24 protein-coding genes are annotated in these 22,038 nt (G+C 70.3%); 8 read left to right on the top strand and 16 right to left on the bottom strand.

All coding sequences use genetic code 11. The annotated features are described in order from the left end of the window. Positions 1 to 50 precede the first annotated feature (50 nt). Positions 51 to 464, top strand: a complete 414-nt coding sequence (locus tag Afe05nite_RS02420) for a MarR family winged helix-turn-helix transcriptional regulator (RefSeq protein WP_203815276.1) — start codon at positions 51 to 53, stop codon at positions 462 to 464. Here the strand turns inward: Afe05nite_RS02420 and glpX are convergent. Beyond that, on the bottom strand, positions 457 to 1,494 hold the full coding sequence (gene glpX / locus Afe05nite_RS02425; protein ID WP_203815277.1) for a class II fructose-bisphosphatase: 1,038 nt from the start codon (positions 1,492 to 1,494) through the stop codon (positions 457 to 459). The genes Afe05nite_RS02420 and glpX overlap by 8 nt on opposite strands. A gap of 101 nt (positions 1,495 to 1,595) precedes the next feature. On the opposite strand from glpX, the gene Afe05nite_RS02430 reads away from it, so the two are divergent. Genes Afe05nite_RS02430 through Afe05nite_RS02440 form a run of 3 tightly spaced genes read left to right on the top strand, consistent with a single transcriptional unit; the run spans position 1,596 to position 3,696 of the window. Further along, positions 1,596 to 2,141 carry a DUF4245 domain-containing protein gene (locus Afe05nite_RS02430; protein ID WP_239117495.1) on the top strand — a complete coding sequence of 182 codons (546 nt, stop codon included), beginning with the start codon at positions 1,596 to 1,598 and terminating at the stop codon, positions 2,139 to 2,141. A gap of 17 nt (positions 2,142 to 2,158) precedes the next feature. Next, positions 2,159 to 2,833, top strand: a complete 675-nt coding sequence (locus Afe05nite_RS02435) for a hypothetical protein (RefSeq protein WP_203815278.1) — start codon at positions 2,159 to 2,161, stop codon at positions 2,831 to 2,833. Between the two features lie 50 nt (positions 2,834 to 2,883). Continuing rightward, positions 2,884 to 3,696 carry a hypothetical protein gene (locus Afe05nite_RS02440; protein WP_203815279.1) on the top strand — a complete coding sequence of 271 codons (813 nt, stop codon included), beginning with the start codon at positions 2,884 to 2,886 and terminating at the stop codon, positions 3,694 to 3,696. On the opposite strand, the gene Afe05nite_RS02445 is transcribed toward Afe05nite_RS02440, so the two are convergent. From Afe05nite_RS02445 to Afe05nite_RS02460, 4 genes are read right to left on the bottom strand one after another with little or no spacing between them, the layout of a single operon-like run. Then, positions 3,693 to 3,896 (bottom strand): exodeoxyribonuclease VII small subunit, encoded by a 204-nt coding sequence (locus Afe05nite_RS02445; protein WP_203815280.1) that lies wholly within the window; start codon positions 3,894 to 3,896, stop codon positions 3,693 to 3,695. The two genes, Afe05nite_RS02440 and Afe05nite_RS02445, sit on opposite strands and share 4 nt — an antisense overlap. A gap of 2 nt (positions 3,897 to 3,898) precedes the next feature. After that, positions 3,899 to 5,122 carry an exodeoxyribonuclease VII large subunit gene (xseA, locus tag Afe05nite_RS02450; RefSeq protein WP_203815281.1) on the bottom strand — a complete coding sequence of 408 codons (1,224 nt, stop codon included), beginning with the start codon at positions 5,120 to 5,122 and terminating at the stop codon, positions 3,899 to 3,901. A 9-nt stretch (positions 5,123 to 5,131) separates the two neighbouring features. Beyond that, positions 5,132 to 5,701, bottom strand: a complete 570-nt coding sequence (locus Afe05nite_RS02455) for a hypothetical protein (RefSeq protein WP_203815282.1) — start codon at positions 5,699 to 5,701, stop codon at positions 5,132 to 5,134. A 28-nt stretch (positions 5,702 to 5,729) separates the two neighbouring features. Further along, positions 5,730 to 6,242 (bottom strand): hypothetical protein, encoded by a 513-nt coding sequence (locus Afe05nite_RS02460; protein ID WP_203815283.1) that lies wholly within the window; start codon positions 6,240 to 6,242, stop codon positions 5,730 to 5,732. Here Afe05nite_RS02460 and Afe05nite_RS02465 point away from each other — a divergent pair. Then, positions 6,181 to 7,305 (top strand): 4-hydroxy-3-methylbut-2-enyl diphosphate reductase, encoded by a 1,125-nt coding sequence (locus Afe05nite_RS02465; protein ID WP_438867447.1) that lies wholly within the window; start codon positions 6,181 to 6,183, stop codon positions 7,303 to 7,305. The genes Afe05nite_RS02460 and Afe05nite_RS02465 overlap by 62 nt on opposite strands. Here the strand turns inward: Afe05nite_RS02465 and Afe05nite_RS02470 are convergent. Further along, positions 7,295 to 8,446, bottom strand: a complete 1,152-nt coding sequence (locus tag Afe05nite_RS02470; RefSeq protein WP_203815285.1) for a DNA recombination protein RmuC — start codon at positions 8,444 to 8,446, stop codon at positions 7,295 to 7,297. The genes Afe05nite_RS02465 and Afe05nite_RS02470 overlap by 11 nt on opposite strands. 54 nt (positions 8,447 to 8,500) lie before the next feature. Between Afe05nite_RS02470 and Afe05nite_RS02475 the strand changes: the two genes are divergently transcribed. Next, on the top strand, positions 8,501 to 9,232 hold the full coding sequence (locus tag Afe05nite_RS02475) for a hypothetical protein (protein WP_203815286.1): 732 nt from the start codon (positions 8,501 to 8,503) through the stop codon (positions 9,230 to 9,232). A gap of 34 nt (positions 9,233 to 9,266) precedes the next feature. On the opposite strand, the gene Afe05nite_RS02480 is transcribed toward Afe05nite_RS02475, so the two are convergent. The 4 genes from Afe05nite_RS02480 to Afe05nite_RS02495 form a co-directional block, all read right to left on the bottom strand. Beyond that, positions 9,267 to 9,821 (bottom strand): hypothetical protein, encoded by a 555-nt coding sequence (locus Afe05nite_RS02480; protein ID WP_203815287.1) that lies wholly within the window; start codon positions 9,819 to 9,821, stop codon positions 9,267 to 9,269. A gap of 61 nt (positions 9,822 to 9,882) precedes the next feature. Continuing rightward, positions 9,883 to 12,441, bottom strand: a complete 2,559-nt coding sequence (gene valS / locus Afe05nite_RS02485; RefSeq protein ID WP_203815288.1) for a valine--tRNA ligase — start codon at positions 12,439 to 12,441, stop codon at positions 9,883 to 9,885. A gap of 48 nt (positions 12,442 to 12,489) precedes the next feature. Then, a complete protein-coding gene (locus Afe05nite_RS02490; protein ID WP_203815289.1) occupies positions 12,490 to 12,987 on the bottom strand; it encodes a methylated-DNA--[protein]-cysteine S-methyltransferase in 498 nt (165 codons plus the stop codon). 84 nt (positions 12,988 to 13,071) lie between these two features. Further along, positions 13,072 to 14,532: a DNA-3-methyladenine glycosylase 2 family protein gene (locus tag Afe05nite_RS02495; protein WP_203815290.1), complete on the bottom strand. Its 1,461-nt coding sequence runs from the start codon at positions 14,530 to 14,532 to the stop codon at positions 13,072 to 13,074. A gap of 103 nt (positions 14,533 to 14,635) precedes the next feature. On the opposite strand from Afe05nite_RS02495, the gene ychF reads away from it, so the two are divergent. Continuing rightward, a complete protein-coding gene (ychF, locus tag Afe05nite_RS02500; RefSeq protein ID WP_203815291.1) occupies positions 14,636 to 15,721 on the top strand; it encodes a redox-regulated ATPase YchF in 1,086 nt (361 codons plus the stop codon). Here the strand turns inward: ychF and Afe05nite_RS02505 are convergent. From Afe05nite_RS02505 to Afe05nite_RS02520, 4 genes are all read right to left on the bottom strand, one after another. After that, a complete protein-coding gene (locus Afe05nite_RS02505) occupies positions 15,718 to 16,026 on the bottom strand; it encodes a hypothetical protein (protein ID WP_203815292.1) in 309 nt (102 codons plus the stop codon). The genes ychF and Afe05nite_RS02505 overlap by 4 nt on opposite strands. A gap of 88 nt (positions 16,027 to 16,114) precedes the next feature. Beyond that, positions 16,115 to 16,513, bottom strand: coding sequence for a GtrA family protein (locus Afe05nite_RS02510; RefSeq protein WP_203815293.1), 399 nt, complete (start codon positions 16,511 to 16,513; stop codon positions 16,115 to 16,117). Then, positions 16,510 to 17,217 carry a glycosyltransferase family 2 protein gene (locus Afe05nite_RS02515; RefSeq protein WP_203815294.1) on the bottom strand — a complete coding sequence of 236 codons (708 nt, stop codon included), beginning with the start codon at positions 17,215 to 17,217 and terminating at the stop codon, positions 16,510 to 16,512. The genes Afe05nite_RS02510 and Afe05nite_RS02515 overlap by 4 nt, the downstream gene beginning before the upstream one ends. Next, positions 17,214 to 17,579: a DUF2304 domain-containing protein gene (locus Afe05nite_RS02520; protein ID WP_203815295.1), complete on the bottom strand. Its 366-nt coding sequence runs from the start codon at positions 17,577 to 17,579 to the stop codon at positions 17,214 to 17,216. The genes Afe05nite_RS02515 and Afe05nite_RS02520 overlap by 4 nt, the downstream gene beginning before the upstream one ends. 338 nt (positions 17,580 to 17,917) lie before the next feature. Between Afe05nite_RS02520 and Afe05nite_RS02525 the strand changes: the two genes are divergently transcribed. Continuing rightward, entirely contained in the window at positions 17,918 to 19,576 is a 1,659-nt protein-coding gene (locus tag Afe05nite_RS02525; RefSeq protein ID WP_203815296.1) for a glycosyltransferase family 39 protein, read from the top strand. Here the strand turns inward: Afe05nite_RS02525 and Afe05nite_RS02530 are convergent. Then, positions 19,570 to 20,781 carry an SUKH-3 domain-containing protein gene (locus tag Afe05nite_RS02530; RefSeq protein WP_203815297.1) on the bottom strand — a complete coding sequence of 404 codons (1,212 nt, stop codon included), beginning with the start codon at positions 20,779 to 20,781 and terminating at the stop codon, positions 19,570 to 19,572. The genes Afe05nite_RS02525 and Afe05nite_RS02530 overlap by 7 nt on opposite strands. Beyond that, complete coding sequence (locus tag Afe05nite_RS02535) at positions 20,778 to 22,028, bottom strand: SUKH-3 domain-containing protein (RefSeq protein ID WP_203815298.1); 1,251 nt, start codon at positions 22,026 to 22,028, stop codon at positions 20,778 to 20,780. Before Afe05nite_RS02535 ends, Afe05nite_RS02530 begins: the two co-directional genes overlap by 4 nt. Between the last annotated feature and the right edge of the window lie 10 nt (positions 22,029 to 22,038).

Consider the following 22,038-nt stretch of genomic DNA (forward strand, 5'->3'; position numbering starts at 1 on the left):
AGCTGATCGTCAGTGATACTGACTATCTGTGCTGCGGCTATTCTGGCGACATGCTCGCGGATCGGCTCGGCTACCTGCTGAAACACGCTCAGTCGGCGTTTGCGGAGCGGTCGGCGGCGGCGCTCGCCCCGCTCGGCCTCACCGGGCGCGAGCTGGCGGTGCTCACGGTCCTCGGCGGCTCGGAGGCGCTGGCGCAGCAGCAGGCGGCAAGCCGGCTCGGCGTCGACCGCACCACCATGGTCGCCCTCGTCGACGCGCTCGAAGCCAAAGGTCTGGTGCGGCGGGGGCCCGACCCCGTCGACCGGCGGCGCAACCTCGTGCACCTGACCGAGCGGGGCCGGGAACTCCTCGACGAGGGGTCGCGGATCCACGCCGAGGCGGAGCGCACGTTTCTGGCGGCGCTGACGGCCGACGAGGTCAGCCAGCTCAAGTCGTTGTTGCGCCGGGCACTCGAGGTCAGATGACCGGGTCGCCCATCGGCACGGTCGGCAGGTGGCCGTCGAAGTCCACAGCGGAGTAGAGCGCGAGCTTCTCCAGGCGGTGGTACGAGTCGATCACCCGGATCGTCCCGCTCTTCGACCGCATCACGATCGACTGGGTGTGCGCGCCGCCGGACCGGTAACGGACGCCCTTGAGCAGGTCGCCCGAGGTCACGCCGGTCGCCACGAAGAAGCAGTTGTCACCGGTGACCAGGTCGTCGGTGGTCAGCACCCGGTCCAGGTCGTGCCCCGCGGCCAGCGCCTTCTCCCGTTCGGCGTCGTCGCTCGGCCACAGCTTCGCCTGGATCGTGCCGCCCAGGCATTTCAGGGCACAGGCGGCGGTGATGCCCTCGGGCGTACCCCCGATGCCCATCAGCACGTCCACGTCGGACTCCATCCGGGCCGCCGAGATCGCCCCGGCGATGTCGCCGTCCGAGATGAACTTGATGTTCGCGCCGGCCTGGCGCACCTCCGCCACCAGTTCGGCGTGCCGGGGCCGGTCGAGGATGCAGACCGTGACGTCGGAGATGCTCGACCGCTTCGCCTTGGCGATCCGGCGCAGGTTCTCGGTGGTGCCGGCGTTGATGTCGACCACGTCGGCGCAGTCCGGGCCGACCGCGATCTTCTCCATGTAGAAGACGGCGCTCGGGTCGAACATCGCGCCCCGTTCGGCCACCGCCAGCACCGCGACCGCGCCGGGCATGCCCTTGCTCATCAGGGTGGTGCCGTCGATCGGGTCGACCGCCACGTCCACCTCGGGGCCGGTGCCGTCACCCACCCGTTCCCCGTTGAACAGCATCGGGGCCTCGTCCTTCTCGCCCTCGCCAATCACCACGACACCCTGCATCTGGATCGAGTTGATCAGCTTGCGCATGGCGTCGACGGCCGCACCGTCACCGCCGTTCTTGTCGCCACGACCGACCCAACGGCCGGCGGCCATGGCCGCCGCCTCCGTGACACGGACCAGGTCGAGGGCGATGTTGCGGTCGAGATCCTGGGGAAAACGGGCAGGCATGAGAAGGCCTCCTCGCGACGTTGCGGGGCTGGTAATCACCCGATCCTCACATGCGCGGATGCGCAAAGTCCCGCGTCAGCGACATGGTTAACAATGGAGACGTGGATCCCGTACCCCAGGAAGCTCCGCGCCTGCGCCGCGGCGAGGAACGTTCGCCGCGCGACATGTTCGTGTCGTTGGCCGTTCTGATCGTGCCGATCGCGCTGCTGCTGATCCTTTACCGCACCCTGCTCAGCGGGGATGCGCCGATCACCGTCGACCCGGCCCCGGCCATCCAGGAGGCGCAGCAGGCGGGCGCGTTCCCGGTGCTGGCGCCGAAGGGCCTCGGCGACGACTGGCACACCTCCAGCGCCACCTTCAAGCGCCAGGCCACCGGGGCCACGCTGCGCCTGGGCTACGTCGACCCCGACAAGGACCCGATCCAGCTGGTCGAGAGCAGTGTGCCGACGGCCTCGCTGCTGCCCGGTGAGCTCGGCGATTCGGCCAAGGCGCTCGGCAACTACCGCAACGCGGCCGGGGTGTGGACGGTGTACGACGCCCGGCCGGGGGAGAAGGCGTTGGTTCTCGCCTCGCCGAACCGGACGATCCTGGTCGTCGGCAAGACCGACATGTCGAACCTCGAGGCCCTGGCCACCGCTCTGGGCTAGACCTACGCTGCCCCGGCATGACCACATTGCGGGTGGCTGTCGCCGTGGCCGCCCTTGCCACGCTGCTCGGTGGGTGCGGCGATTCGCCCCGTCCCACCGCTCCGGCCCCCGGTTACGACCAGTCGGCGGAGCTGCGGGACGCGCTCGGCACCGCCGCGGAAGCCCTCCAGGCCGGTAACTACACGTTCGTCGTCGCGTCGCCGGCCCGAACCACCGAGGGCATCGTGCACCTGCCGAGCGAGAGCGCCCGCATCACGACCGACGCCGTCGAGCTCGTGATCGCCGAGCCGAACCGCTGGGTCCGCCGGTCCGCCGACGGCCCGACCTGGTACCTGGTGGATTCGAGCCGGGTCCGGCCGGGCAGCGATCTCGCCCTCGAGCTCACCGACCCCGACCTGGTCGGCCTGGACACGATCGTGGCCGCGACGACCGGCTTGACCGGCGACCCGAAGACGATCACCGGCACCGTCGACGGTGCCCGGACGCAGTCGGCGTACCTGAACTTTCCCGCGGCCCTGCCCTTCACCGCGAACCTGGACGGCAACGGCCGGCTGGCCGAACTGGACATCGAGACGCCGGCCGGCCGCTGGGTCCTCACCGTCTCGGGGTACGGCGAGCAGAAGTCGCAGACCGCGCCGACCGGCAAGATCCGGAATCTGCCGTCCTCCGGCTACGCCCGGCTGAACGGCTAACCCCACCTGGTCTGTTCGTATACTTCGACGCTCATCTAAGGTTCCGCGCCATGATGACTACACGGGGAACCTTCGCCACCGCGGCTCTGGCCGGCCTTCTGAGCCTGGGACTGAGCGGCTGCGGTGACTCCACCGACACCGCCGGTGGCACCGGCCCGGCCACCACGACCACCACCACGGCCGCGGCCGACCCCAAGACCGCCCTGGCCTCGTCGACCAAGGCGATGAAGGAAGGCAACTACGCCTTCGGCGTCGACGGACCGGGTGCCGTCGTCACCGGTCTCGTGCACCTGCCCAGCAAGAGCGCGAAGCTGGCGATCGACGCGAGTGCCGAGTCGTTCACGATGAAGCTCGAGTTCGTGATCACCAACCCGAACCGCTGGGTGCGGATGAGCTCCAACGGCAAGAGCATGCTCTCCAAGGGCGCCCCCGGGGACACCTGGTTCCACGTCGACACGACCAAGCTCAAGAAGGGCAGCGACCTCGACCTCGACCTGAGCAAGCCGGACGTGATCGACGTCGGCGCGCTGCTCGCCGCCGCCTCCGACGCCAAGGGCGACAGCAAGACCATCACCGGCACGATCGACGGCACCAAGGTCAAGTCGCCGGACGGCTTCCTCGACAACGACACCCTCGAGGGCATGGGCGCCGGCGCCGCGAAGCTGCCCTACACCGCGAAGCTCGACGACAAGGGCCGGCTCACCGAACTGGTGATCGACGCCCCGGCGTCCGAGGCCTCGCAGACCCCGGCCGGCAAGTGGACCTTCACCGTCACCGGTTACGGCGAGCAGGCCGCGCTGACCAAGCCGACCGGCAAGGTCAAGGAGCTGCCGTCCGGCAGTTACGCCATGCTCAACGCCTAATCCGACTCACGCGCGGCCCGGGCGGCGTCGATCCGCTCCCGGGCCCCGTCGAGCCAGCGCTGGCAGACGTCGGCCAGTTTCTCGCCGCGCTCCCACAGCGACAGCGACTCCTCCAGCGAGGAGCCGCCCTGCTCGAGCCGCTCGACCACGCCGGCCAGCTCGGTGCGCGCCTGCTCGTAGCTCAGCGTCTCGTCGGCCATGTCTAGCTCTCCTTCACGGTCGCGTGCAGCTCGCCCTCGGCCAGTCGCACCCGCAGGACGTCGTCGGTCTTCACATCGCTTGCCGCGCGCACCACGTGGCCGTCGGCGCGCTGGACGATCGCATAACCCCGCTGGAGGGTCGCGGCGGGCGACAGTGCGCGGAGCCGGGCCACCGTGTGCCGCAGGTCGTCGTCGGCACGGCGGAGCCGATGCTCGAGGTTGCGCACCGCGCGGTCCCGCAGGGCCGTCACGTCGGCCGCGCGCTGATCGATCAGCAGTTCCGGCCGGGCCAGCGACGGCCGCGACCGCCACGCCTCGACGCGGTGCTCCTCGCGGTCGATCAGGGTCCGCACGGCCCGGTCGAGGCGGCGCCGGGCCGACTCGATGAGCTGCCGTTCCTCGCCAAGGTCGGGCACGAGGCGCTTGGCCGCGTCGGTCGGGGTCGAGGCGCGCAGGTCGGCCACGTAGTCGAGCAGCGGCGCGTCGGTCTCGTGGCCGATCGCACTCACCACCGGGGTGCGCGCGCCGAAGACCGCCCGGCACAGCGCCTCGTCGGAGAACGGCAGCAGGTCCTCCACGCTGCCCCCGCCGCGGGCGATCACGATGACGTCGATCGTGTCGTCGTTGTCGAGCACCTTGAGCGCGTCGATGATCTGCGGAACCGCTGTCGGCCCCTGGACCGGCACGTTGATCACCCGGAAGTCGACGGCGGGCCAGCGGCGGCGGGTGTTCATCAGGACGTCCCGCTCGGCCGCGCTCGCCCGGCCGGTGATCAGGCCGATGCGCTGGGGCAGGAACGGCAGCCGCCGTTTGCGCTCACGGGCGAACAGGCCCTCGGCGGCCAGCAGTTTCTTCAGCCGATCGAGGCGGGCCAGCAGCTCGCCCAGGCCGACCTGGCGGATCTCGTCGGCGCGCAGGCTCAGGGTGCCGCGCGCCGGATAGAACTCCGGCTTGGCGTGCAGCGTCACCCGGGCGCCCTCGGACAGCTCCGGGGCACCGGCGTCGAGCACGTCGCGGTGGGCGGTGACGGTGAGGCTGAGATCGGCCGACGGGTCGCGCAGGGTCAGGAACACCACCGCCGAGCCCGGGCGCCGGCTGATCTGGGCGACCTGGCCGTCGACCCACACCCAGCCGAGCTTCGCGATCCAGGCCCCGACCTTCTGGCTGACCACGCGAACCGGCCACGGCTCGTCGGCGGAGCTTTTCGGCGTCTCGGGGTCACTCACCCGGCCAGACTACGGAAGACCTCTGACATTCTCGTCGTCCACCGTCTCGGGCCGTGGCTCGGCGTGCCGGGCGGTGCTCGGCGGCGGCTCCGGCGCCGGGCGCGGGACCGAGCGTGGGGCCGGGGTGACGGCGGTGAGCGCGAACAGCACGAGCGTTCCGACGCACGCCCAGAAGAACAGGTCGGCGAGCAGACGCGCGCCGTCCAGCTGCCAGTGCCCGGACTGCTGGGCCAGGACGGTGAACGGGAAACCGTGCCGCTTGTCGAACTCGCTCATGCAGCAGAACGTCGCCGGCGTGCGAGGCAGCGAACTGATCAGCAGTCCGGCCAGGGCCACGCCCAGGCCGGTCGGCCAGGCGATCCGACCCGGCCGGCGGCGCAGCGCACCCGCGGAGAGCAGCACGCCGCCGGTGGCCAGCACCACCCCATGAAAGATCACGTAGGGCGCGCTGACCAGGCCCATCAGCAGGTTGAGCGCGCCGAACCCGAGGCCGGCCCAGCCGACCAGCAGGCGAGCCATGCTCAGGTAGGACTGGAGGCCCTGCTCCTCGTCGGCGGCTCGCGGCCCGGCGTCGCGCATGCGACCGAGTATTGCCGCAAAAGCCGCCCTACCGGGCCGAATCCGGCCGTTGGCCATCCCGGTTGCGACGCATCAGCACGCCGATCACCACAAGCAACATGCCGGCGTACGCCCACACCAACAGGTTCACGCTCAACGAGATCATGTCGACCGTCCAGCTGGCGGACGCGGCCAGGCTCCGGGCCGTCGCGGCGTCGTCGGCAACCGCGTACCGCTGGACCCACATGAACGGCCAACCCCGGTCGGCCACGTAGGCGAACGAGCCGACCCGCTCGGTGAGCACCACCAGCCCGGCCACCGTGCCGACCACCGCGAAGCCGGCCACCACCAGCGCGGTCAACCGGCGCGGAAGTTCGATGCGATGCGGCATGAGCAGCACCAAACCGGCCGCCGCCAGCACCAGGCCGACCGCGAGATCGGTCGGGCCGTGCGACGCCGCCAGGATCCAGGTCAGGCCGCCCACCAGGGATAACGCGCCCATGATCCAGCGCGCCAGACGCCCGGCGGCTGCCCACCGGCTACTTTTCTCATCGACCAACATCTCGTCCACCACCCGACGAGTATGCCGCCCCGGCGTTGTGGCGCCGATCGCACGAGGGTCGCAAGCGGTCGTCCCCACGTACCATGGCCGGGTGACCGAAGCTCGTAAGCGTGTGTTGCTGGCCAAGCCGCGCGGCTATTGCGCCGGCGTCGACCGGGCGGTGCAGACCGTCGAGGAGGCGCTGAAGCTGTACGGTGCGCCCGTCTACGTGCGGAAGCAGATCGTGCACAACAAGCATGTGGTGAGCACGCTCGAGGCGAGTGGCGCGATCTTCGTGGAGGAGAACGAGGAGGTCCCCGAGGGGTCCACCGTCGTCTTCTCGGCCCACGGCGTCGCTCCCGAGGTGCACGAGCAGGCTCGGGCCCGCAACCTCAAGGCGATCGACGCCACCTGCCCGCTGGTCACCAAGGTGCACCACGAGGCCAAGCGGTTCGCCGCCGACGACTACGACATCCTGCTCATCGGCCACGAGGGCCACGAGGAGGTCGTCGGCACGGCCGGCGAGGCGCCCGCGCACATCCAGCTGGTCGACGGTCCCGACTCGGTCGACAAGGTCGTCGTGCGCGACCCGGCCAAGGTCGTCTGGCTGTCGCAGACCACGCTCTCGGTCGACGAGACGATGGAGACGGTGGCCCGGCTCAAGACCAAGCTGCCGCTGCTCCAGTCGCCGCCCAGCGACGACATCTGTTACGCCACGCAGAACCGCCAGCACGTGGTCAAGGAGATCGCTCCCGACTGCGACGTGGTGATCGTGGTGGGCTCGAAGAACTCGTCGAACTCGGTGCGGCTGGTCGAGGTCGCGGTCGACGCCGGCGCCCGCGCCGGTCACCTGGTCGACTACGCCTCCGAGATCCAGGACGAGTGGCTCGAGGGTGCGACCACGATCGGTGTCTCCTCCGGCGCCAGCGTGCCCGAGGACCTGGTCATGGACGTGCTGTCGCACCTGGCGGCACGCGGCTTCGGCGAGGTCACCGAATACACCACGACCGAGGAGCGGCTCACCTTCTCGCTGCCGCAGGAACTGCGCCGTGACATGAAGGCCGCGGCCGCCGCTAAGGCCTGAGGTCCTCGACGAACAACTCCGGTGACTGCGGCTGCCGCGGCGCCGTCTCCACCTGTGGCGGGGTGGGCAGCTCCTGCCGGGAGACGCCCATCTCGGCCAGTTTGCGGGCGCTGACCAGCACCCGGGACTCCAGCGATCCGACCGCCCGGTTGTAGGCCGTCACCGCCCCGCCCAGCGCTGTGCCCAGCTTGCCGACGTGGTCGCCGAGCGTGGTGAGCCGGCCGTAGAGCTCCCGGGCCAGCGCGTGCACCTCGACCGCGTTGCGGGCCAGCTCCTCCTGCCGCCACGAATAGGCCACCGTGCGCAGCATCGCCACCAGCGTGGCCGGCGTGGCCAGCACCACGTTGCGCCGGAACGCGTGCTCCATCAGCGACGGGTCGTGCTGCAGCGCCGCGTCGAGGAACGCGTCGGCCGGCACGAACAGCACCACGAAGTCGGGGGACGGCTCGAACGCAGTCCAATATTGCTTGCTCGCCAGCGCGTCGATGTGCCCGCGCAGGTGCCGGGCGTGCCGGCCGAGATGGTCGTCGCGGGTGCGCTCGTCACGCGCCTCGGCAGCGGCCAGATAGGCATCCAACGGGGCCTTCGCGTCGACCACGACGCTGCGTCCGCCGTGCAGCGTGACCACCAGGTCGGGGCGCACGCCCTGATGATCGGTGGCGCCGGTGACCTGCTCGGCGAAGTCGCAGTGCTCCAGCAGACCGGCCGCCTCGACCACCCGGCGCAGCTGATGCTCGCCCCAGCGGCCCCGCACCTGTGGCGTGCGCAATGCCGCCACCAGCTGTTTCGTCTCGGTGCGCAGCTCACCGGAGACCTGGCCCATGGCCCGCACCTGCTCGCGCAACTCGGCGTAGGCGTCGACCCGGTCGCGCTCCAACTCGCCGACGCGCCGCTCGTAACGCCGCAGCGTGTCGTGCAGTGGGGCCACCGCCAGCGCGACCGACTCCTGCGACTGGGCGGCCGACTCGTAGGACAACGCCCGCAGCGACTGCTCGAGCCGCTCCTCACCGTCCCGGTGGGCCTGGACCGTCGCCTCGAGCCGGGCGATGTCGGCCGCCGCCCGCAACCGCGCCGCCAGCCAGCCCAGGGCGGCGCCGGCCGCCAGACAGAGAAGAATCACGGCCAGCGTTGCGACGGTCACCCCACGAAGACTGCCAGACCGGTACGACAAGAATCGTGAAGGTACCGTTGGAACATGAGTGTGTTGCTGATTCTGGGCATCGTCATCATCGTCCTTCTCGTGGTCCTGCTCGCCCGCCGCAACCAGGGCGCGTCCGAGGCGACGCGGCTGGAGGACGCCCGGGCCGACGCCCAGCGGTGGTACGAGCGCCTCGGCGGTCAGGTGATGAACCTGCACGCCGACGAGCCGGCCGCCCGGCAGGCCCTCGCCGACGCCAGCGAGCGCTACAACGCCGCGGGCGGGCAGCTTCAGCAGGCCAAGACCACCCACCAGTTCTCCCTCGCCCGCGAATCGGCGCTGGAGGGCTTGCAGTACGTCCGGGCCGCCCGGGTGGCGATGGGCCTCGACCCCGGTCCCGACCTGCCGCCGCTGGCCAGTGCGCAGGGCGTCGGTCAGCTGACGCAGGCGCGTGAGGTGAACGTGCAGGGGCACAGCTACCGAGCCGGCCCGCAGCCGGGCGCCGACACGCCGTACTACTACCCGGGTGGCCGCGTGCAGGGCCGGCCGGTGCCGGCCGGGTGGTATTCGACGCCGGTCTGGAAGACCGCGCTCGGCGCCGGCGCCGGTGTCCTCGGCGGCATGCTGATCTTCGACGCGCTGTTCTCGCCGGGCTTCGGCGACATGGGCTACGGCGACGGCTATCAGGACGGGTTCCAGGACGCCGCGGGCGACTTCGACGGCGGCAACGACCTGGGTGGCTTCGACGGCGGCGGTGGCTTCGACGGCGGCGGAGACTTCGACTTCTAGCTTCTCCGCCGGGCTGCGGCTTTGCGGTGGCGGGTCAGGCGATCGGCTTCGAGGGCATGTGCCGGGCCAGTTCGCGCTTCAGGGCGCGGGGGCCCGGCCACACCTCGCTCAGGTCGGCGGTGAAGGCCGGGCCGTCGCCGGTGAGGGTCATCGCCGGGCCGCCGGGGCCGCCGTCGTCGTCGACCGGGTGCACCCGGTCCAGGTCGACCGGGGTGACCTCGAGCAGTGTGCGGATGCCCTGCCGGCGCACCACCAACGACTCGATGTCCGGCCAGTCCAGCAGGATCGGGTCGCTGCCCTGGGCGGCCACCTCGAGGCCGCCGGAGGAGACCCGCACCCACGTGGTCAGCGAGCCGCGGGTCGACCACGCGTAGGCACCCGCGGCCAGCACGCAGATCACCGCCGCCTGCAGGAACGTCTGCCACCACGGGTTGCCGGTGCCGCCGACGGCGATCGCGACGATCGGGGACACCGCCGCGAAGGACACCATCAGCAGCAGGAAGATGGCGACGAAGGTCCGGATCGGCGAGGAGCGGAAGAGCACTGCGTCGGTGGCCGGGGCCTCGACCTGCTCGGGCGCGATCGACATGCCCTCATGCTGCCCCGGCCGGGTTGCCGGGTCCCGGTTTTCCCCGGAACCCGGCGACGGCTCAGAACGCGCAGGCGATGACCAGCTCCGGCGTACGGTCGGGCAGGCGGTCGAGCTTGCCGATCCGGCCGGCCGAGCGCAGGTCGCCCTCGATGAGCGCGAGCCGGTCGAGCATCGCCGCCGGGCCGAGCGCCTCGGCCAGCGGGACCTCGGCCTTCATCGACAGCTTCCGGTCGGATTTGGCCCGCCGGACCTGGCGCAGCGCCTCGCCGGCCAGTTCGAGCAGGGTGGCGTCACCGTCCGGCGCGACCCGGGTCAGCTCGTACCTCGTCGGCCAGGTCGAGGCGTGCACCGAGCCGTAGCGCCACCACGACCAGACCTCCTCGGTGACGTACGGCAGGAACGGGGCGAACAGGCGCAGCAGCACCGACAGGCCGGCGGCCAGGGCCGCCCGCGCCGAGTCGGCCGCCGGGCCCTGCGCGTAGGCCCGTTCCTTGACCAGCTCGATGTAGTCGTCGCAGAACGTCCAGAAGAAGCTCTCGGTGACCTGGAGCGCCTCGGTGTGGTCGTAGCGGTCGAAGGCCTCGGTCGCGGCGGTGACCACGTCGGCCAGCCGGATCAGCATGGCCCGGTCGAGGTGCTCGGTGACCGGCTGCCGAAGCGCCGCGGCCGCGCCCGGTCCGAGCGCGAACCTGGACGCGTTGAGCAGCTTGGTCGCGAGCCGCCGGCCCACCTTGATCTGGGCCGGGTCGAACGCGAGGTCGGCACCGGGCCGCCCGTTGGCCGCCCAGTAGCGGACCGCGTCGGAGCCGTTCTGCACCAGCAGGTCCATCGGCGTGACGACGTTGCCCTTGGACTTGGACATCTTCTTGCGGTCGGGGTCGAGGATCCAGCCGGACAGGACGGCGTTGCGCCACGGCAGCGCGTCACCCTCCAGGTCGGCGCGCAGGACCGTGCAGAACAGCCAGGTGCGGATGATCTCGTGCGCCTGCGGGCGGTGGTCCATCGGGTAGACCCGCCGGAACAGGTCTTCGTCGTCGTGCCAGCCACCGACGATCTGCGGCGTCAGCGACGAGGTGGCCCACGTGTCCATGACGTCGGGATCGGCCGTGAAGCCGCCCGGGACGTCACGCTGCGACTCGTCGAACCCCGGCGGACACTCCGAGGATGGGTCGACTGGCAACGACGATTCGTCCGGTATGAGAAGCTGGTCGTAGTCCGGTTCGCCAGCGTTGTCGAGCCGGTACCAAATCGGGATGGGCACGCCGAAGAACCGCTGCCGGCTGATCAACCAGTCCCCGGTCAGGCCGGTCACCCAGTGCTCGTAGCGGTGTCGCATGTGCTCGGGGAACCAGCGCAGCTCGCGACCCCGGGCCAGCATGCGATCGCGGATCTCGCCGTCGCGCCCGCCGTTGCGGATGAACCACTGCCGGCTCGTGACGATCTCGAGCGGCGAGTCGCCCTTCTCGTAGAACTTCACCGGGTGCGTGATCGGCGTGGGCTCGCCGACCAGGTCATCGGCCTCGACGAGCAACCGGACGATCTCGCGCCGGGCCGCGTTGACGGTCAGGCCGGCGAACTGCTGGTAGGCCGCGACCGGGACACCGGCCGGCTGGTCGGGCAGGAAGCGGCCGTCGCGACCGAGCACGACCCGGGTCTCCAGCCGCAGGTCACGCCACCAGATGACGTCGGTCAGGTCACCGAAGGTGCAGACCATGACGAGGCCGGTGCCCTTGTCGGGCGCGGCCAGCGGGTGCTCGTGGACCGGGACCTCGACGCCGAAGAACGGCGTGCGGACCGTCTTGCCGAGCAGGTGCTGGTAACGCTCGTCGCCCGGGTGGAAAACCACCGCGACACACGCCGGCAGCAGCTCCGGCCGCGTCGTGTCGATCTCGACCGGACCGCCGGGACCGTGGAACTTCAGCCGGTGATAGGCGCCCGGGCGCTCGCGGTCCTCCAACTCGGCCTGCGCGACCGCGGTGCGGAATCCGACGTCCCACAGCGTCGGTGCCTCGGCGGTGTAGGCCTCGTCGCGGGCCAGGTTGTTGAGGAAGGCGCGCTGCGAGACGGCCCGCGCCCGGGCCCCGATCGTCGTGTAGGTCAGGTTCCAGTCGACGGAGAGCCCGAGCCGCCGCCACAACGCCTCGAACGCCTTCTCGTCCTCGGCCGTCAGCCGCCCGCACAGTTCGACGAAGTTGCGCCGCGAGATCGAGACCGTCTCCTTGCCCCGGCTCGCCGACGTGCTCAGCGTCGGGGGCTGCCACTGCGGGTCGTAGGGCAGGCTCGGATCGCAGCGGACACCGTAGACGTTCTGAACCCGCCGCTCCGTCGGCAGCCCGTTGTCGTCCCAGCCCATCGGATAGAAGACGGTCTTTCCGCGCATGCGCTGGAAGCGCGCGACGGTGTCGCTGTGGGTGTACGAGAAGACGTGCCCCATGTGCAACTCGCCCGATACGGTCGGCGGAGGGGTGTCGATGGCGTACACATCCGAGCGCTCCTTCGAGCGATCAAATGCATACGTGCCCTCCTCCTGCCAGCGGCGCGCCCACTTGTCCTCGAGGCCGTCAAGCGACGGACGCTCGGGGAGACCGGCGCGCGCGGTCGTTCCCGTATCAGTCATGGCCTGAATGCTACGACTGCCGCCCGCACCGGGCCTCCGATAATCACGTCAGTGGGTCGCTTCGAAGTCGAGAAGCCAGCGCTTCACCGGCAGCCCCCAGCGGTAGCCGCCGAGCGAACCGTCGAGCCGGAGCACCCGGTGGCAGGGCGTGAAGAGCGCGACCGGATTGCGCGCGCAGGCCGCCGCGGCCGCCCGGAACGCCGCCGGCCGCCCGGCCAGCAGGGCGAACTCGCTGTAGGTCACCGGGCTGCCCGGCTTGATCTCGCGCATCACCCGCCAGGCGTGCGCGATGAACTCGCCGCCGACGTGCTGCTCGACCACCACCTGGTCGAGCGCGAGCGGAGCACCGTCGAAATAGGACCGCAGGTGCTCGAGCACCGGCCCGATGTCGTCGTCGGGACGCGCGTCGGCCCGCAGTGTCGGGTGAATCAGCGGCAGCAGCTCACTCACGTCACCGGTGAAACCGGCGGCGCGCACGCCGCCCGTCTCGCCCACCACGATGGTGAGCGGGCCGGCCGGGCTGTCGATCGTCTTGTATCTCAACATGGGTCCTCCAGGGGGTTCGGGAACAAGCCTGGCCGGTTCGGGGCGGGGCCGGGAGATTTTCTGTGGGCCTGTGGACAACTCCGGTCACGACGCTCGCCACAGCCGGATCAGCGCGTAGGAACGCCACGGTCGCCACCGCTCGGCGTGCTTCTCCAGGGCCTTCGGAGTGGTGGGCAGGCCGAGCGCGGCCGCGCCCCGTCGCGCCGCCAGGTCGGTCGGCAGGAACACGTCGGGATCGCCGATCGCCCGCATCGCCACATATCCGGCGGTCCACGGGCCGATCCCCGGCAGCTCCACCAGCCGCGCGACCGTTTCCTCCCGGTCCGCGCCCGGCTCCAGGTCGATCTTCCCGGCCGCGACCACCTCGGCCAGCTGCCGGATCGTCTGTCGCCGGTTCGCCGGCATCCCGAACGCCGAGTCCGGCAGTTCGGCCAGTTCCGCGGCGGCGGGAAAGCCCACGAGGTCAGGGAGAGCGGCGGGCCGACGATCGGTGGGGGGCGACGCGACGCCGGAAAGCCCGGCGGCGCGCAGCATCCGGGTCAACGTCGCTCGGGCGCCCGCCACGCTCACCTGCTGACCCACGATCGCGCGGACCGCCATCTCGAAGCCGTCGACCGCTCGCGGTACCCGTACACCAGGCTCGGTATCGACCGACGCGCGCAGCGCGACGTCCGCGCTCAGCGTGGTGTCGACCGCGTCGGGATCGGCGTCCAGGTCGAACAGCCGCCGGCAGCGCGCCACCGCCGGCGCGAGGTCGCGCACGTCGCGGAGCCGCAGGGTGGCGGAGACCCAGCGTTTCTCCGGGGTCAGCGCGACCATCGCGCTTCCGTGCGGCAGATTCAGACCCCGGCGGTACGTGTTCCCGACGCGCTCCTCGACCCCGGGCAGCGCCCGCGTCTCGAGGAAGTCGAGCAGCGCCGGAACGTGCAGCGGGGACCGGTAAGCGAGCCGCAGGTTGATCGTTCCCACCTCGGTCCGGGCCACTGGACGGCGCTCGCGGAGCTGGTTCGGCGCCTGCGCGTACACCTCTTGGATCGTCTCGTTGAATTGCCGCACGCTGCCGAAACCCGCCGCGAACGCGATGTCCGCGAGGCCGAGGTCGGTCGTCTCGATGAGGATCCGCGCGGTCTGCGCGCGCTGGGCCCGGGCCAGGGCCAGCGGCCCGGCCCCCAGCTCCGCGGTGAGCAGCCGGTTGAGGTGACGCTCGGTGTAGCCGAGGCGGCTCGCCAGGCCCGGCACGCCGTCCCGGTCGACCACGCCGTCGCCGATCAACCGCATCGCCCGGCCCACCAGGTCGGCCCGCGCGTCCCACTCCGGCGAGCCGGGTGCGGCGTCCGGGCGGCAGCGCTTGCAGGCGCGGAAACCGGCGCGCTGGGCGGCGGCCGCGCTCGGGTGGAACGTGACGTTCGCCCGTTTCGGGGTGATGGCCGGACAGGACGGCCGGCAGTAGATGCCGGTGCTGGTCACGGCCGTGTAGAACCAGCCGTCGAAGCGCTGGTCCCGGCTGTCGACGGCTCGGTAGCAGCGTTCGAAGTCCAGTTCCATGCCGTTGAGTCTGCCCCGGTCGGCCCGGCCTGGGCTGGCGGGAATCGGACATCAGTGTTGCCCCCGCCGAAGCGCCGCCGAACCCTGCGTAAACTGGGACTCCGTGAGCCTCACCATCGGAATCGTCGGCCTGCCCAACGTCGGCAAGAGCACCCTGTTCAATGCCCTGACCAAGAACGACGTGCTCGCGGCGAACTACCCGTTCGCCACGATCGAGCCGAACGTCGGTGTGGTCGGGCTGCCCGACGACCGCCTGGAGAAGCTCGCCGAGCTGTTCAAGAGCGAGAAGATCCTGCCGGCCCCGGTGAGCTTCGTCGACATCGCCGGTCTCGTGCGCGGCGCGTCGAAGGGGCAGGGCCGCGGCAACGCGTTCCTCGCGAACATCCGCGACGCGTCCGCGATCTGCCAGGTCGTGCGCGCGTTCAGCGACCCCAACGTGCTGCACGTCGACGGCAAGGTCTCGCCCGCCGACGACATCGAGACGATCAACACCGAGCTCATCCTGGCCGACCTGCAGACGGTCGAGAAGGCGCTGCCGCGCCTGCAGAAGGAAGCGAAGCTCAAGAAGGACCGGGCGCCCGTCGTGGCCGCCGCGGAGACCGCGTTCAAGCTGCTCAACGACGGCACGACGCTGTACACCGGCGCAGCCGCCGCCGACCTCGACGTCGAGCTGCTGGCCGAGCTGCACCTGCTCACCACGAAGCCGTTCCTCTACGTCTTCAACGTCGACGAGGCCGAACTGGGCAACGCCGAGTTCCTCGACGAACTGCGTGCCCTGGTCGCCCCGGCCGAAGCCGTCTTCATGGACGCGAAGATCGAGTCGGAGTTGATCGAGCTGCCCGAGGACGAGGCACTGGAGCTGCTCCAGTCGACCGGCCAGACCGAGCCGGGCCTCAACCAGCTGATCCGCGTCGGCTTCAACACGCTCGGCCTGCAGACCTACCTGACGGCCGGCCCCAAGGAGGCGCGCGCCTGGGTGATCCCGGTCGGCGCGACCGCCCCGGAGGCCGCCGGCGTCATCCACAGCGACTTCCAGCGCGGCTTCATCAAGGCCGAGATCGTCAGCTTCGACGACCTGATGGCGGCCGGCTCGATGTCCGCCGCGAAGGCCGCCGGCAAGGTCCGCATGGAGGGCAAGGACTACCTCATGAAGGACGGCGACGTGGTCGAGTTCCGCTTCAACGTCTAGGACCACTGCTGACGGCGTTGGTGTCCCGGCTCAATGACGGGGACCGGGAACCAGCCGTCCAGGTCGAGTCTGATCGGGCACGGCACCGTGGCGCGCCGGTCGTGGCGATGAATCCCGGTCGGCACATAGGACTGGGGTCCCGTCGTGACCAGGAAGTCCGGCTCAGGGCGGTTTCGCTCGTCGAGCCGGATCGTGATTTCCCGCTCGACCTCGACGCCTGCCGGGGCCTGCGCGGCCGCGCAGGCCCTCGACCGCGAAGGGCTCTCAAAGCTGCTCTCCGACGACGAGCAGGAGGTGGCAATCACTGCTGAGGCTCGCTCGCGCGGCTGCGTTACGCAAGCATGTGCGCCGCGGACGTGCCGAGGTGCTGGATGCGGGACGGGTCGATCGGGCCTAGATGAAGATCCACCGGCGGGAGATGAAGTAGTTGACCGTCGACAGGATGGCGGTGGTGAAGACCTTCGCGATCAGGTACATCACGCCCAGCGCGGTCAGCGCCTTCACCAGCAGCACGGTGATCAGCAGGTTCACCGCGACCAGTGCCAGGTATTTGGCGAGCTGGTGACGCAGGCGGCCGGTGGAGGCGAAGGCCCACTGGCGGTTGAGGCCGAAGTTGACCACGAAACCGGCCAGGAACGCGAGCGCGGTGGCCGGGGACAACCACATGCCGAGCACGCCGTGCAGGATCCAGAGCAGGCCGGCGTCGACCACCACGCTGGTGCCGCCGACGATGAGGAACCGGAAACCGCTGCTCTTGGTGATCCGGAGAACGGATTCGCTGACTGCCGTCACCGGCGCACCAGGGCGAGGAGCAGGGCCAGGCCGGAACGGAACAGGTAGACCATGGACTTGGCCGGTGAGGCGCTCGGGGTGCCGCCCTGTCGTGGCCGCATCGAGACCGGGATCTGGGTGATCGCGTAACCGGATCGTTTTGCCTGGACGATGGTGTCGACCGTGTCGCCGAGGTATTCGACCGGGAAGTTGTAGGCGTAGAAGTTGATCAGTTCGCCGCGGCACGCCCGGAACCCCGAGGTGGTGTCGGTCAGCTTCGTCTTCGCGATCACCGACAGCGCCTTGGAGAGCAGCTTCATTGCCCACTGGCGCGGCCCGCGGACCTGGTAGGCACCCTCGCCGGCGAACCGGGCGCCGATCACGAGGTCGGCGCGGTCGAGTGCTTCCACCATGTCGCGGATGTAGCGCGGGTCGTGCTGCCCGTCGGCGTCCATCTGCACGGCGATGTCGTAGTCGTGCTCGACGGCGTACCGGTAGCCGAGGCGGCGGGCTCCGCCGACGCCCAGGTTGTAGGGCAGGCGCAGGACCTTGGCCCCGGCAGCGCGCGCCACCCGGGCCGTCGCGTCGCGGGAGCAGTCGTCGACGACCAGGACGTCCATGCCCGGCATCTCCTGCTGAAGTTCCTTGATGACCGCGGCGATCGACTCCGCCTCGTTCCAGGCCGGGAGGATCGTCAATACGCGTTCGGCGGTGGGGGCGGTCACGGCGTTTTCGCTTTCTCCCGCAACTCCTGCAATTCGGCTACATCTGCCCGAAGCAGGGCAATCTCTTCGGACAGGCTCCTGGTCTCCTCCTCGAGCCGGCTGCTCTCCCAGGAGAGGTGCACGGTCACCAGGAGCAGGAAGACGACGCTCAGGAACAGGAACAGGCTCAATCCGGACGCGATGCCGAGGAACTCGGTGAACCCGTCGAGGAGGGTCGGCACGAACGCCAGCGGAAGCACGGCAATAGCCACGAGCAGCCACAGTGCGCCGTATTTCTCGCGCAGCTGCCGTCGTCGCAACAACTCGATTATGACGACCAGCATGATCACGCCTGTGGTCGCCGTTACAAATACCAGCCTCATTACCTTTCCCCCGCCGTCAGAGCTTCGGCGAGCGGACACTACACCATCCTGTCGGCGGCCTATGCGCGGCGACAGTTGCTGATGTTTGCCGCATTCCGCTACAACGGCTTAACGGCGGATGGTCGAGTTATGTCCGTTCTGTAGGTTTATGTGTAGCGGTACGAGGGGCGGTAGCGGCGCCTTCCGACTGCTATCGTTCGCCCGGTCATTCGCTGGTAGACGCGACCGGTCCCCGGCAGGAAAGAAAAACCATCACCATGGCGACGAGCGTCATGCCGATTTCGCACGGCGAAACGACGGCGACAAAACGGGACAATGGCCGCACCCGATGGGTGATCGTGGCCGTTCTCATTCTTGGCTGGCTGGCCGGAGTTCTATGGCGGCTGTGGCTGGGACATCCGGTCACGCACCCGATTGCGCACTCCGATGAAGACAGCTACATGAACGCGGCCCGGGCCATCGCCGGTGGCCCCGGTGGCTTCAGCTCGGAGACACCGCTGTTCCGGCGCATCGGCTACCCGCTGCTCGTCTCGCCGGCGTTCATGTTCGGCCTGGACTTCGCGACCTCGTACAAGATCGTGCACGTCATCAATGCGATGGTCAGCGCTCTCACCCTGCCGGTGGCCTACCTGCTGGCCCGGCGGATGTTCGGGTTGAAGACCTGGGTCGCGCTGGCCGCCGCCTTCGTCGCCGCCACCATGCCGGCCGGGGTGTTCTGGTCGCTCGTCGGCATGACCGACTCGATCATGGCGCCGATCCTGCTCGGCTGGTTCCTCGCCATCCACTGGTGGCTGAGCGAGCCGGAGCGCAAGGGTGCGGCGATCACCGCGGGCGTGCTGACCGGCGTGCTCTACATGGTGCACATCCGGGGCACGATCCTCGCCCTCGTCTACTTCGCGTTCCTGGCCTTCCTGCTCTTCCGGCGCCGCACCACCTGGTCGATGGCGGCCCTGGCGGCCGCGCCGCTGGTGCTGATGGCGGTGCTCAACCAGATCCTCATCATGGTCGTCGGCACCAAGGTCCACCTGCGCGGCGACATCGTCGGCGGCGGCACCCTGTCGGTCTTCACCAGCGGCCAGCGGCTGCAGGTGTTCGCGGCCTCGTTCGGCACCAACATCTGGTACATGTGCGTGGTCACCGCCGGTCTGGCCGGTCTGGCCTGGGCGGCCAGCGCGGTGGAGATGTTCCGGCCGGTGCGCGACGCGGCCTACCGGTGGACCGCCGGTGTCGCCCTGTTCAGCATGATCGGCACGGCACTCGGGGCGGCGGTGATCCTCGCCGGCCTGGTGAACACCACGGCCGACGCGCTCTACTCACGCTACGTGCAGGTGTTCGTCCCGTTCTACATCCTGTTCGGCTTCGCCGTCCTGGTCGACAGCAAGCTCCGCAGCCTTCTGAAATACGCGATCGTCCCGGTGCTGATCCTGGCCGTGGGCGGGGCGGTGATCGCGTACCGGCTGAACTACACGGCCGAGCGTGGGCACCACCTGTCGTACGGTCCGTTCGGTGGCCCGGACATCATGACGATCACCGCCGGATGGGGCAGTCTCCGCCCGTACGTCGGTGCCTTGATCGGTCTTGTCGGCCTGGCCGTGCTCCTGGCCGTCACGCGCCTGCGCAAGCTCGCGATCCCGGTGCTCGCGTTGATCGTCGTGGCGAACGGCGTGACCATGTCGGTGATGCGCAACCACGTCATCGAGCCGCTGGGCAAGCGGTTCACGCTGTCCGTCGACCTCGGGAAGATCGGCGTCGGCCCCGGCGACAAGGTGTATTTCGGGCGTCACATGACGAACAACGCCTACTACGTGCTCTACCACGACGTGTACTGGTCCGAGGTCAAGCTGCTCTCCCAGGACGAGCCGCCGGCCGACGCCGACGTCATGATCGGCCGGTACTACCCGAGTCGCGCCGACCTCAACTTCGACGGCACGAAGTACGGCTTCAAGCTCCTGCGGGCCTACCGCACGGACCAGGTCAGCATCTGGCGCCGTCAGTAACCCCAGGTGCCGTCGTCGCGGACCCGGTGGGTGGTCTTGCCGAGCGTGAGCGTCTCGAGCGCCTCGAGATAGCTGTCGGCGATGAACCACTCGCCGGCCTGGTCGAGGTCGAAGATCCGGCCGCGCTCGTCGACGGCCAGGACCGACTCGTTGTTGACGCTCCCGATCGGGATCAGCCGGGCGCCGATGACCTGGGCGAACTCGCCAAGTGCGTCGGCGCTGTGCTGGGCCCAGTCGGGGGAGATGTAGACCAGTCGGGTCCGCTGCTCGAGGCCGGGCGCGCGTCGGTGCAGGACCACCGAGCCGGTCTGGGCGAGCGCGTCGACGGCGGCCGGGAACGACTCGTGGCGGTATTGCTGACCCGGCACCTCGAGGGCGTGGCCGATCTCGAACTCGGCCATCGCGACGTACATCTCGGGGGCGACGTCGGGCAGCCATGAGCCGCGCAGCAACTCCGACGCGACCACGTCGGAGAACCGGGCCGGGTCCGGGTTGGGTTCGGGCGCGGCGGTGCTCGGGTGGAGCGCGCCGGTGGCCGACCATTCCAGCAGGGCGAGTTGGGTCAGGACGTACGTGCAGGTCTCGCACGGATCGTTGGGCTGCCCGCCGAGCGGGTCACCCGGCACCCGGATCTGGAATGTCTCGAACGTCGACTCCCGCAGCAGCGCCCGAGCCTCGTCGAGGGTCAGCGGAGCCTGACCCGCCAGGGACCGCCGCCGATCCGTCTCGTGCAGCACGTCGGAGCAGACGAGCAACTCGGCGTGCCGCTCGCAGCCGCGCACCGTTTCCTGCGGCGTCTGCTCGGCTAGCCGTTCCAGCACCAGCGGGTGGTGGTTGAGCTCCTGATCGCCCTTGGCCCCGCGGGCGATGTAGAGCCGCCCGGCGACGGTGGCGTGCGCGGCGACGCTCGGGGCGATCCGGCGGCGGGCCTCGCGGCGCAGCTGCACCTCCGGGTCGGCGGTGCGGGGCGGGTCGACGATGTCGGCCCGCCGCTCCCGGTAGATCCGCTGGAGGGTGCCGCCCGGCAGGTTGGGCCAGGTCGACACCCGCCCGGTCGCCCGGTCGACGACTGTCGCGCCGGTGCCGACGTCGCTGGGCAGGAGGCGGACGATGAAGCCGAGGTCGAACTCGTCGATCACGGCGGTGAGCGACTCGGCTCGCGCCCAGGTGGCCGCGGCGGCCTCGACGTCGGCTCGGGTGATCATGCGGTCTCCCAGGTGCCGTCGTTGCGTACGCGCGCCGCCGGTCGACCGGTGAGCAGGGCGACCAGCGCTTCGTGCACGGTGTCGGCGATGAACCACTCGCCGCCCTGGTCGAGGGCGAAGACCCGGCCGCGGTCGTCGATCACCAGGACCGCCTCGTCGGCACCCTCGACGCCGAGCGGGAAGACCTGCGCGTCGAGGATGATGCCGAACTCGGCGAGCGGGTCGGCGAGGTGCTGGATCGAGCCGCCGCCGATCGCGAACTCCCGGACGCGTTGCGCGCGACCCGGCCCGTTGCGCCGCGGCGCCACCCGGTAGAACTCGACGTAGGCGTCCCGGGCGGCGTCGAAGAGCCGCATGGTGAACTCCGACCCCTCGGTGATCTCGATGCCGACGACCGTCTCCACGCCCTCGCGGGCCCGCTCCTCGATCGTGCCGAGATCCCAGCCGCCGGCCGCGAGCTCCCACGCCACCTCGGCCGGGAAAAGACCCGGCACCGGGTCGTCACCCGAGGTCAACCGCTGAGCCTCCACATAGGTACGCTCCTCGGCCGCGATCACCCGGAGCGCGAGGAGGAGGTCCGAGCAGGTGGCGCAGAGCGCGGCCGGCTGCCCGCCGAGCGGGTCGCCGGACTCGCGGATGTGGAACGTCTCGAACAGGCCCTGCTGCAGCAGGTGGCCGGCCTCGTCGAGGGTGAGCGGCTCCTGGCCGCCCGAGGTGCGCGCCCGGTCGGCCTCGAACAGCACGTCGGAGACGACCAGCAGTTCGGCGTGCCGGTCGGCACCCCGCACCAGGCCGCCCCGCGGGACCGCGCCGAGCAACCGCGCGACGATCGGATGGTGCCGCAATTCCTGGTCGCCCTTGGCGCCGCGGGCCCGGAACAGCCGGCCGCCCAGCGTGAGGTGCGCCGCGACGGCGGGGCTGACCCGGCGGAACGCCTCCCGCCACAGCTCGGCGACGGGGTCGGCGGTCTGATGTGAACCGACCGCGGCGTCGCGGCGTTCTGAGTAACGCTGGTCGAGTTCGTCGAGCGGGGCGGGCGGCCAGTGCGACAGGCGGCCGGTGGCGCGATCGATGACTGTGGTCACGTCCTGGCCGGGCTCGGTGCGCACGTCCGGGGGCAGCCGCATCCAGACCGCGTAGCCGAGTGCCAGCTCATCGACGTGCGGTGTGCACGGATAACCGCGCCACATCGATTCCTTCTCAGCCCACCCCGTGGCGATCCGCTCCGCCTCGGCCAGCGTGATCATCTAGGCCGCT

The sequence above is a fragment of the Paractinoplanes ferrugineus genome, assembly GCF_016862195.1.
Taxonomy (GTDB): Bacteria; Actinomycetota; Actinomycetes; order Mycobacteriales; family Micromonosporaceae; genus Actinoplanes; species Actinoplanes ferrugineus.

Bases quoted from the DNA above. Each gene is read 5' to 3' on its own strand.
- Afe05nite_RS02420 (WP_203815276.1), top strand. From the start codon at position 51: ATGCTCGCGGATCGGCTCGGCTACCTGCTGAAACACGCTCAGTCGGCG.
- glpX (WP_203815277.1), bottom strand. From the start codon at position 1,494: ATGCCTGCCCGTTTTCCCCAGGATCTCGACCGCAACATCGCCCTCGAC.
- Afe05nite_RS02435 (WP_203815278.1), top strand. From the start codon at position 2,159: ATGACCACATTGCGGGTGGCTGTCGCCGTGGCCGCCCTTGCCACGCTG.
- Afe05nite_RS02440 (WP_203815279.1), top strand. From the start codon at position 2,884: ATGATGACTACACGGGGAACCTTCGCCACCGCGGCTCTGGCCGGCCTT.
- Afe05nite_RS02445 (WP_203815280.1), bottom strand. From the start codon at position 3,896: ATGGCCGACGAGACGCTGAGCTACGAGCAGGCGCGCACCGAGCTGGCC.
- Afe05nite_RS02455 (WP_203815282.1), bottom strand. From the start codon at position 5,701: ATGCGCGACGCCGGGCCGCGAGCCGCCGACGAGGAGCAGGGCCTCCAG.
- Afe05nite_RS02465 (WP_438867447.1), top strand. From the start codon at position 6,181: ATGATCCAGCGCGCCAGACGCCCGGCGGCTGCCCACCGGCTACTTTTC.
- Afe05nite_RS02460 (WP_203815283.1), bottom strand. From the start codon at position 6,242: ATGTTGGTCGATGAGAAAAGTAGCCGGTGGGCAGCCGCCGGGCGTCTG.
- Afe05nite_RS02475 (WP_203815286.1), top strand. From the start codon at position 8,501: ATGAGTGTGTTGCTGATTCTGGGCATCGTCATCATCGTCCTTCTCGTG.
- Afe05nite_RS02480 (WP_203815287.1), bottom strand. From the start codon at position 9,821: ATGTCGATCGCGCCCGAGCAGGTCGAGGCCCCGGCCACCGACGCAGTG.
- valS (WP_203815288.1), bottom strand. From the start codon at position 12,441: ATGACTGATACGGGAACGACCGCGCGCGCCGGTCTCCCCGAGCGTCCG.
- Afe05nite_RS02490 (WP_203815289.1), bottom strand. From the start codon at position 12,987: ATGTTGAGATACAAGACGATCGACAGCCCGGCCGGCCCGCTCACCATC.
- Afe05nite_RS02495 (WP_203815290.1), bottom strand. From the start codon at position 14,532: ATGGAACTGGACTTCGAACGCTGCTACCGAGCCGTCGACAGCCGGGAC.
- Afe05nite_RS02520 (WP_203815295.1), bottom strand. From the start codon at position 17,579: ATGAGGCTGGTATTTGTAACGGCGACCACAGGCGTGATCATGCTGGTC.
- Afe05nite_RS02530 (WP_203815297.1), bottom strand. From the start codon at position 20,781: ATGATCACCCGAGCCGACGTCGAGGCCGCCGCGGCCACCTGGGCGCGA.
- Afe05nite_RS02535 (WP_203815298.1), bottom strand. From the start codon at position 22,028: ATGATCACGCTGGCCGAGGCGGAGCGGATCGCCACGGGGTGGGCTGAG.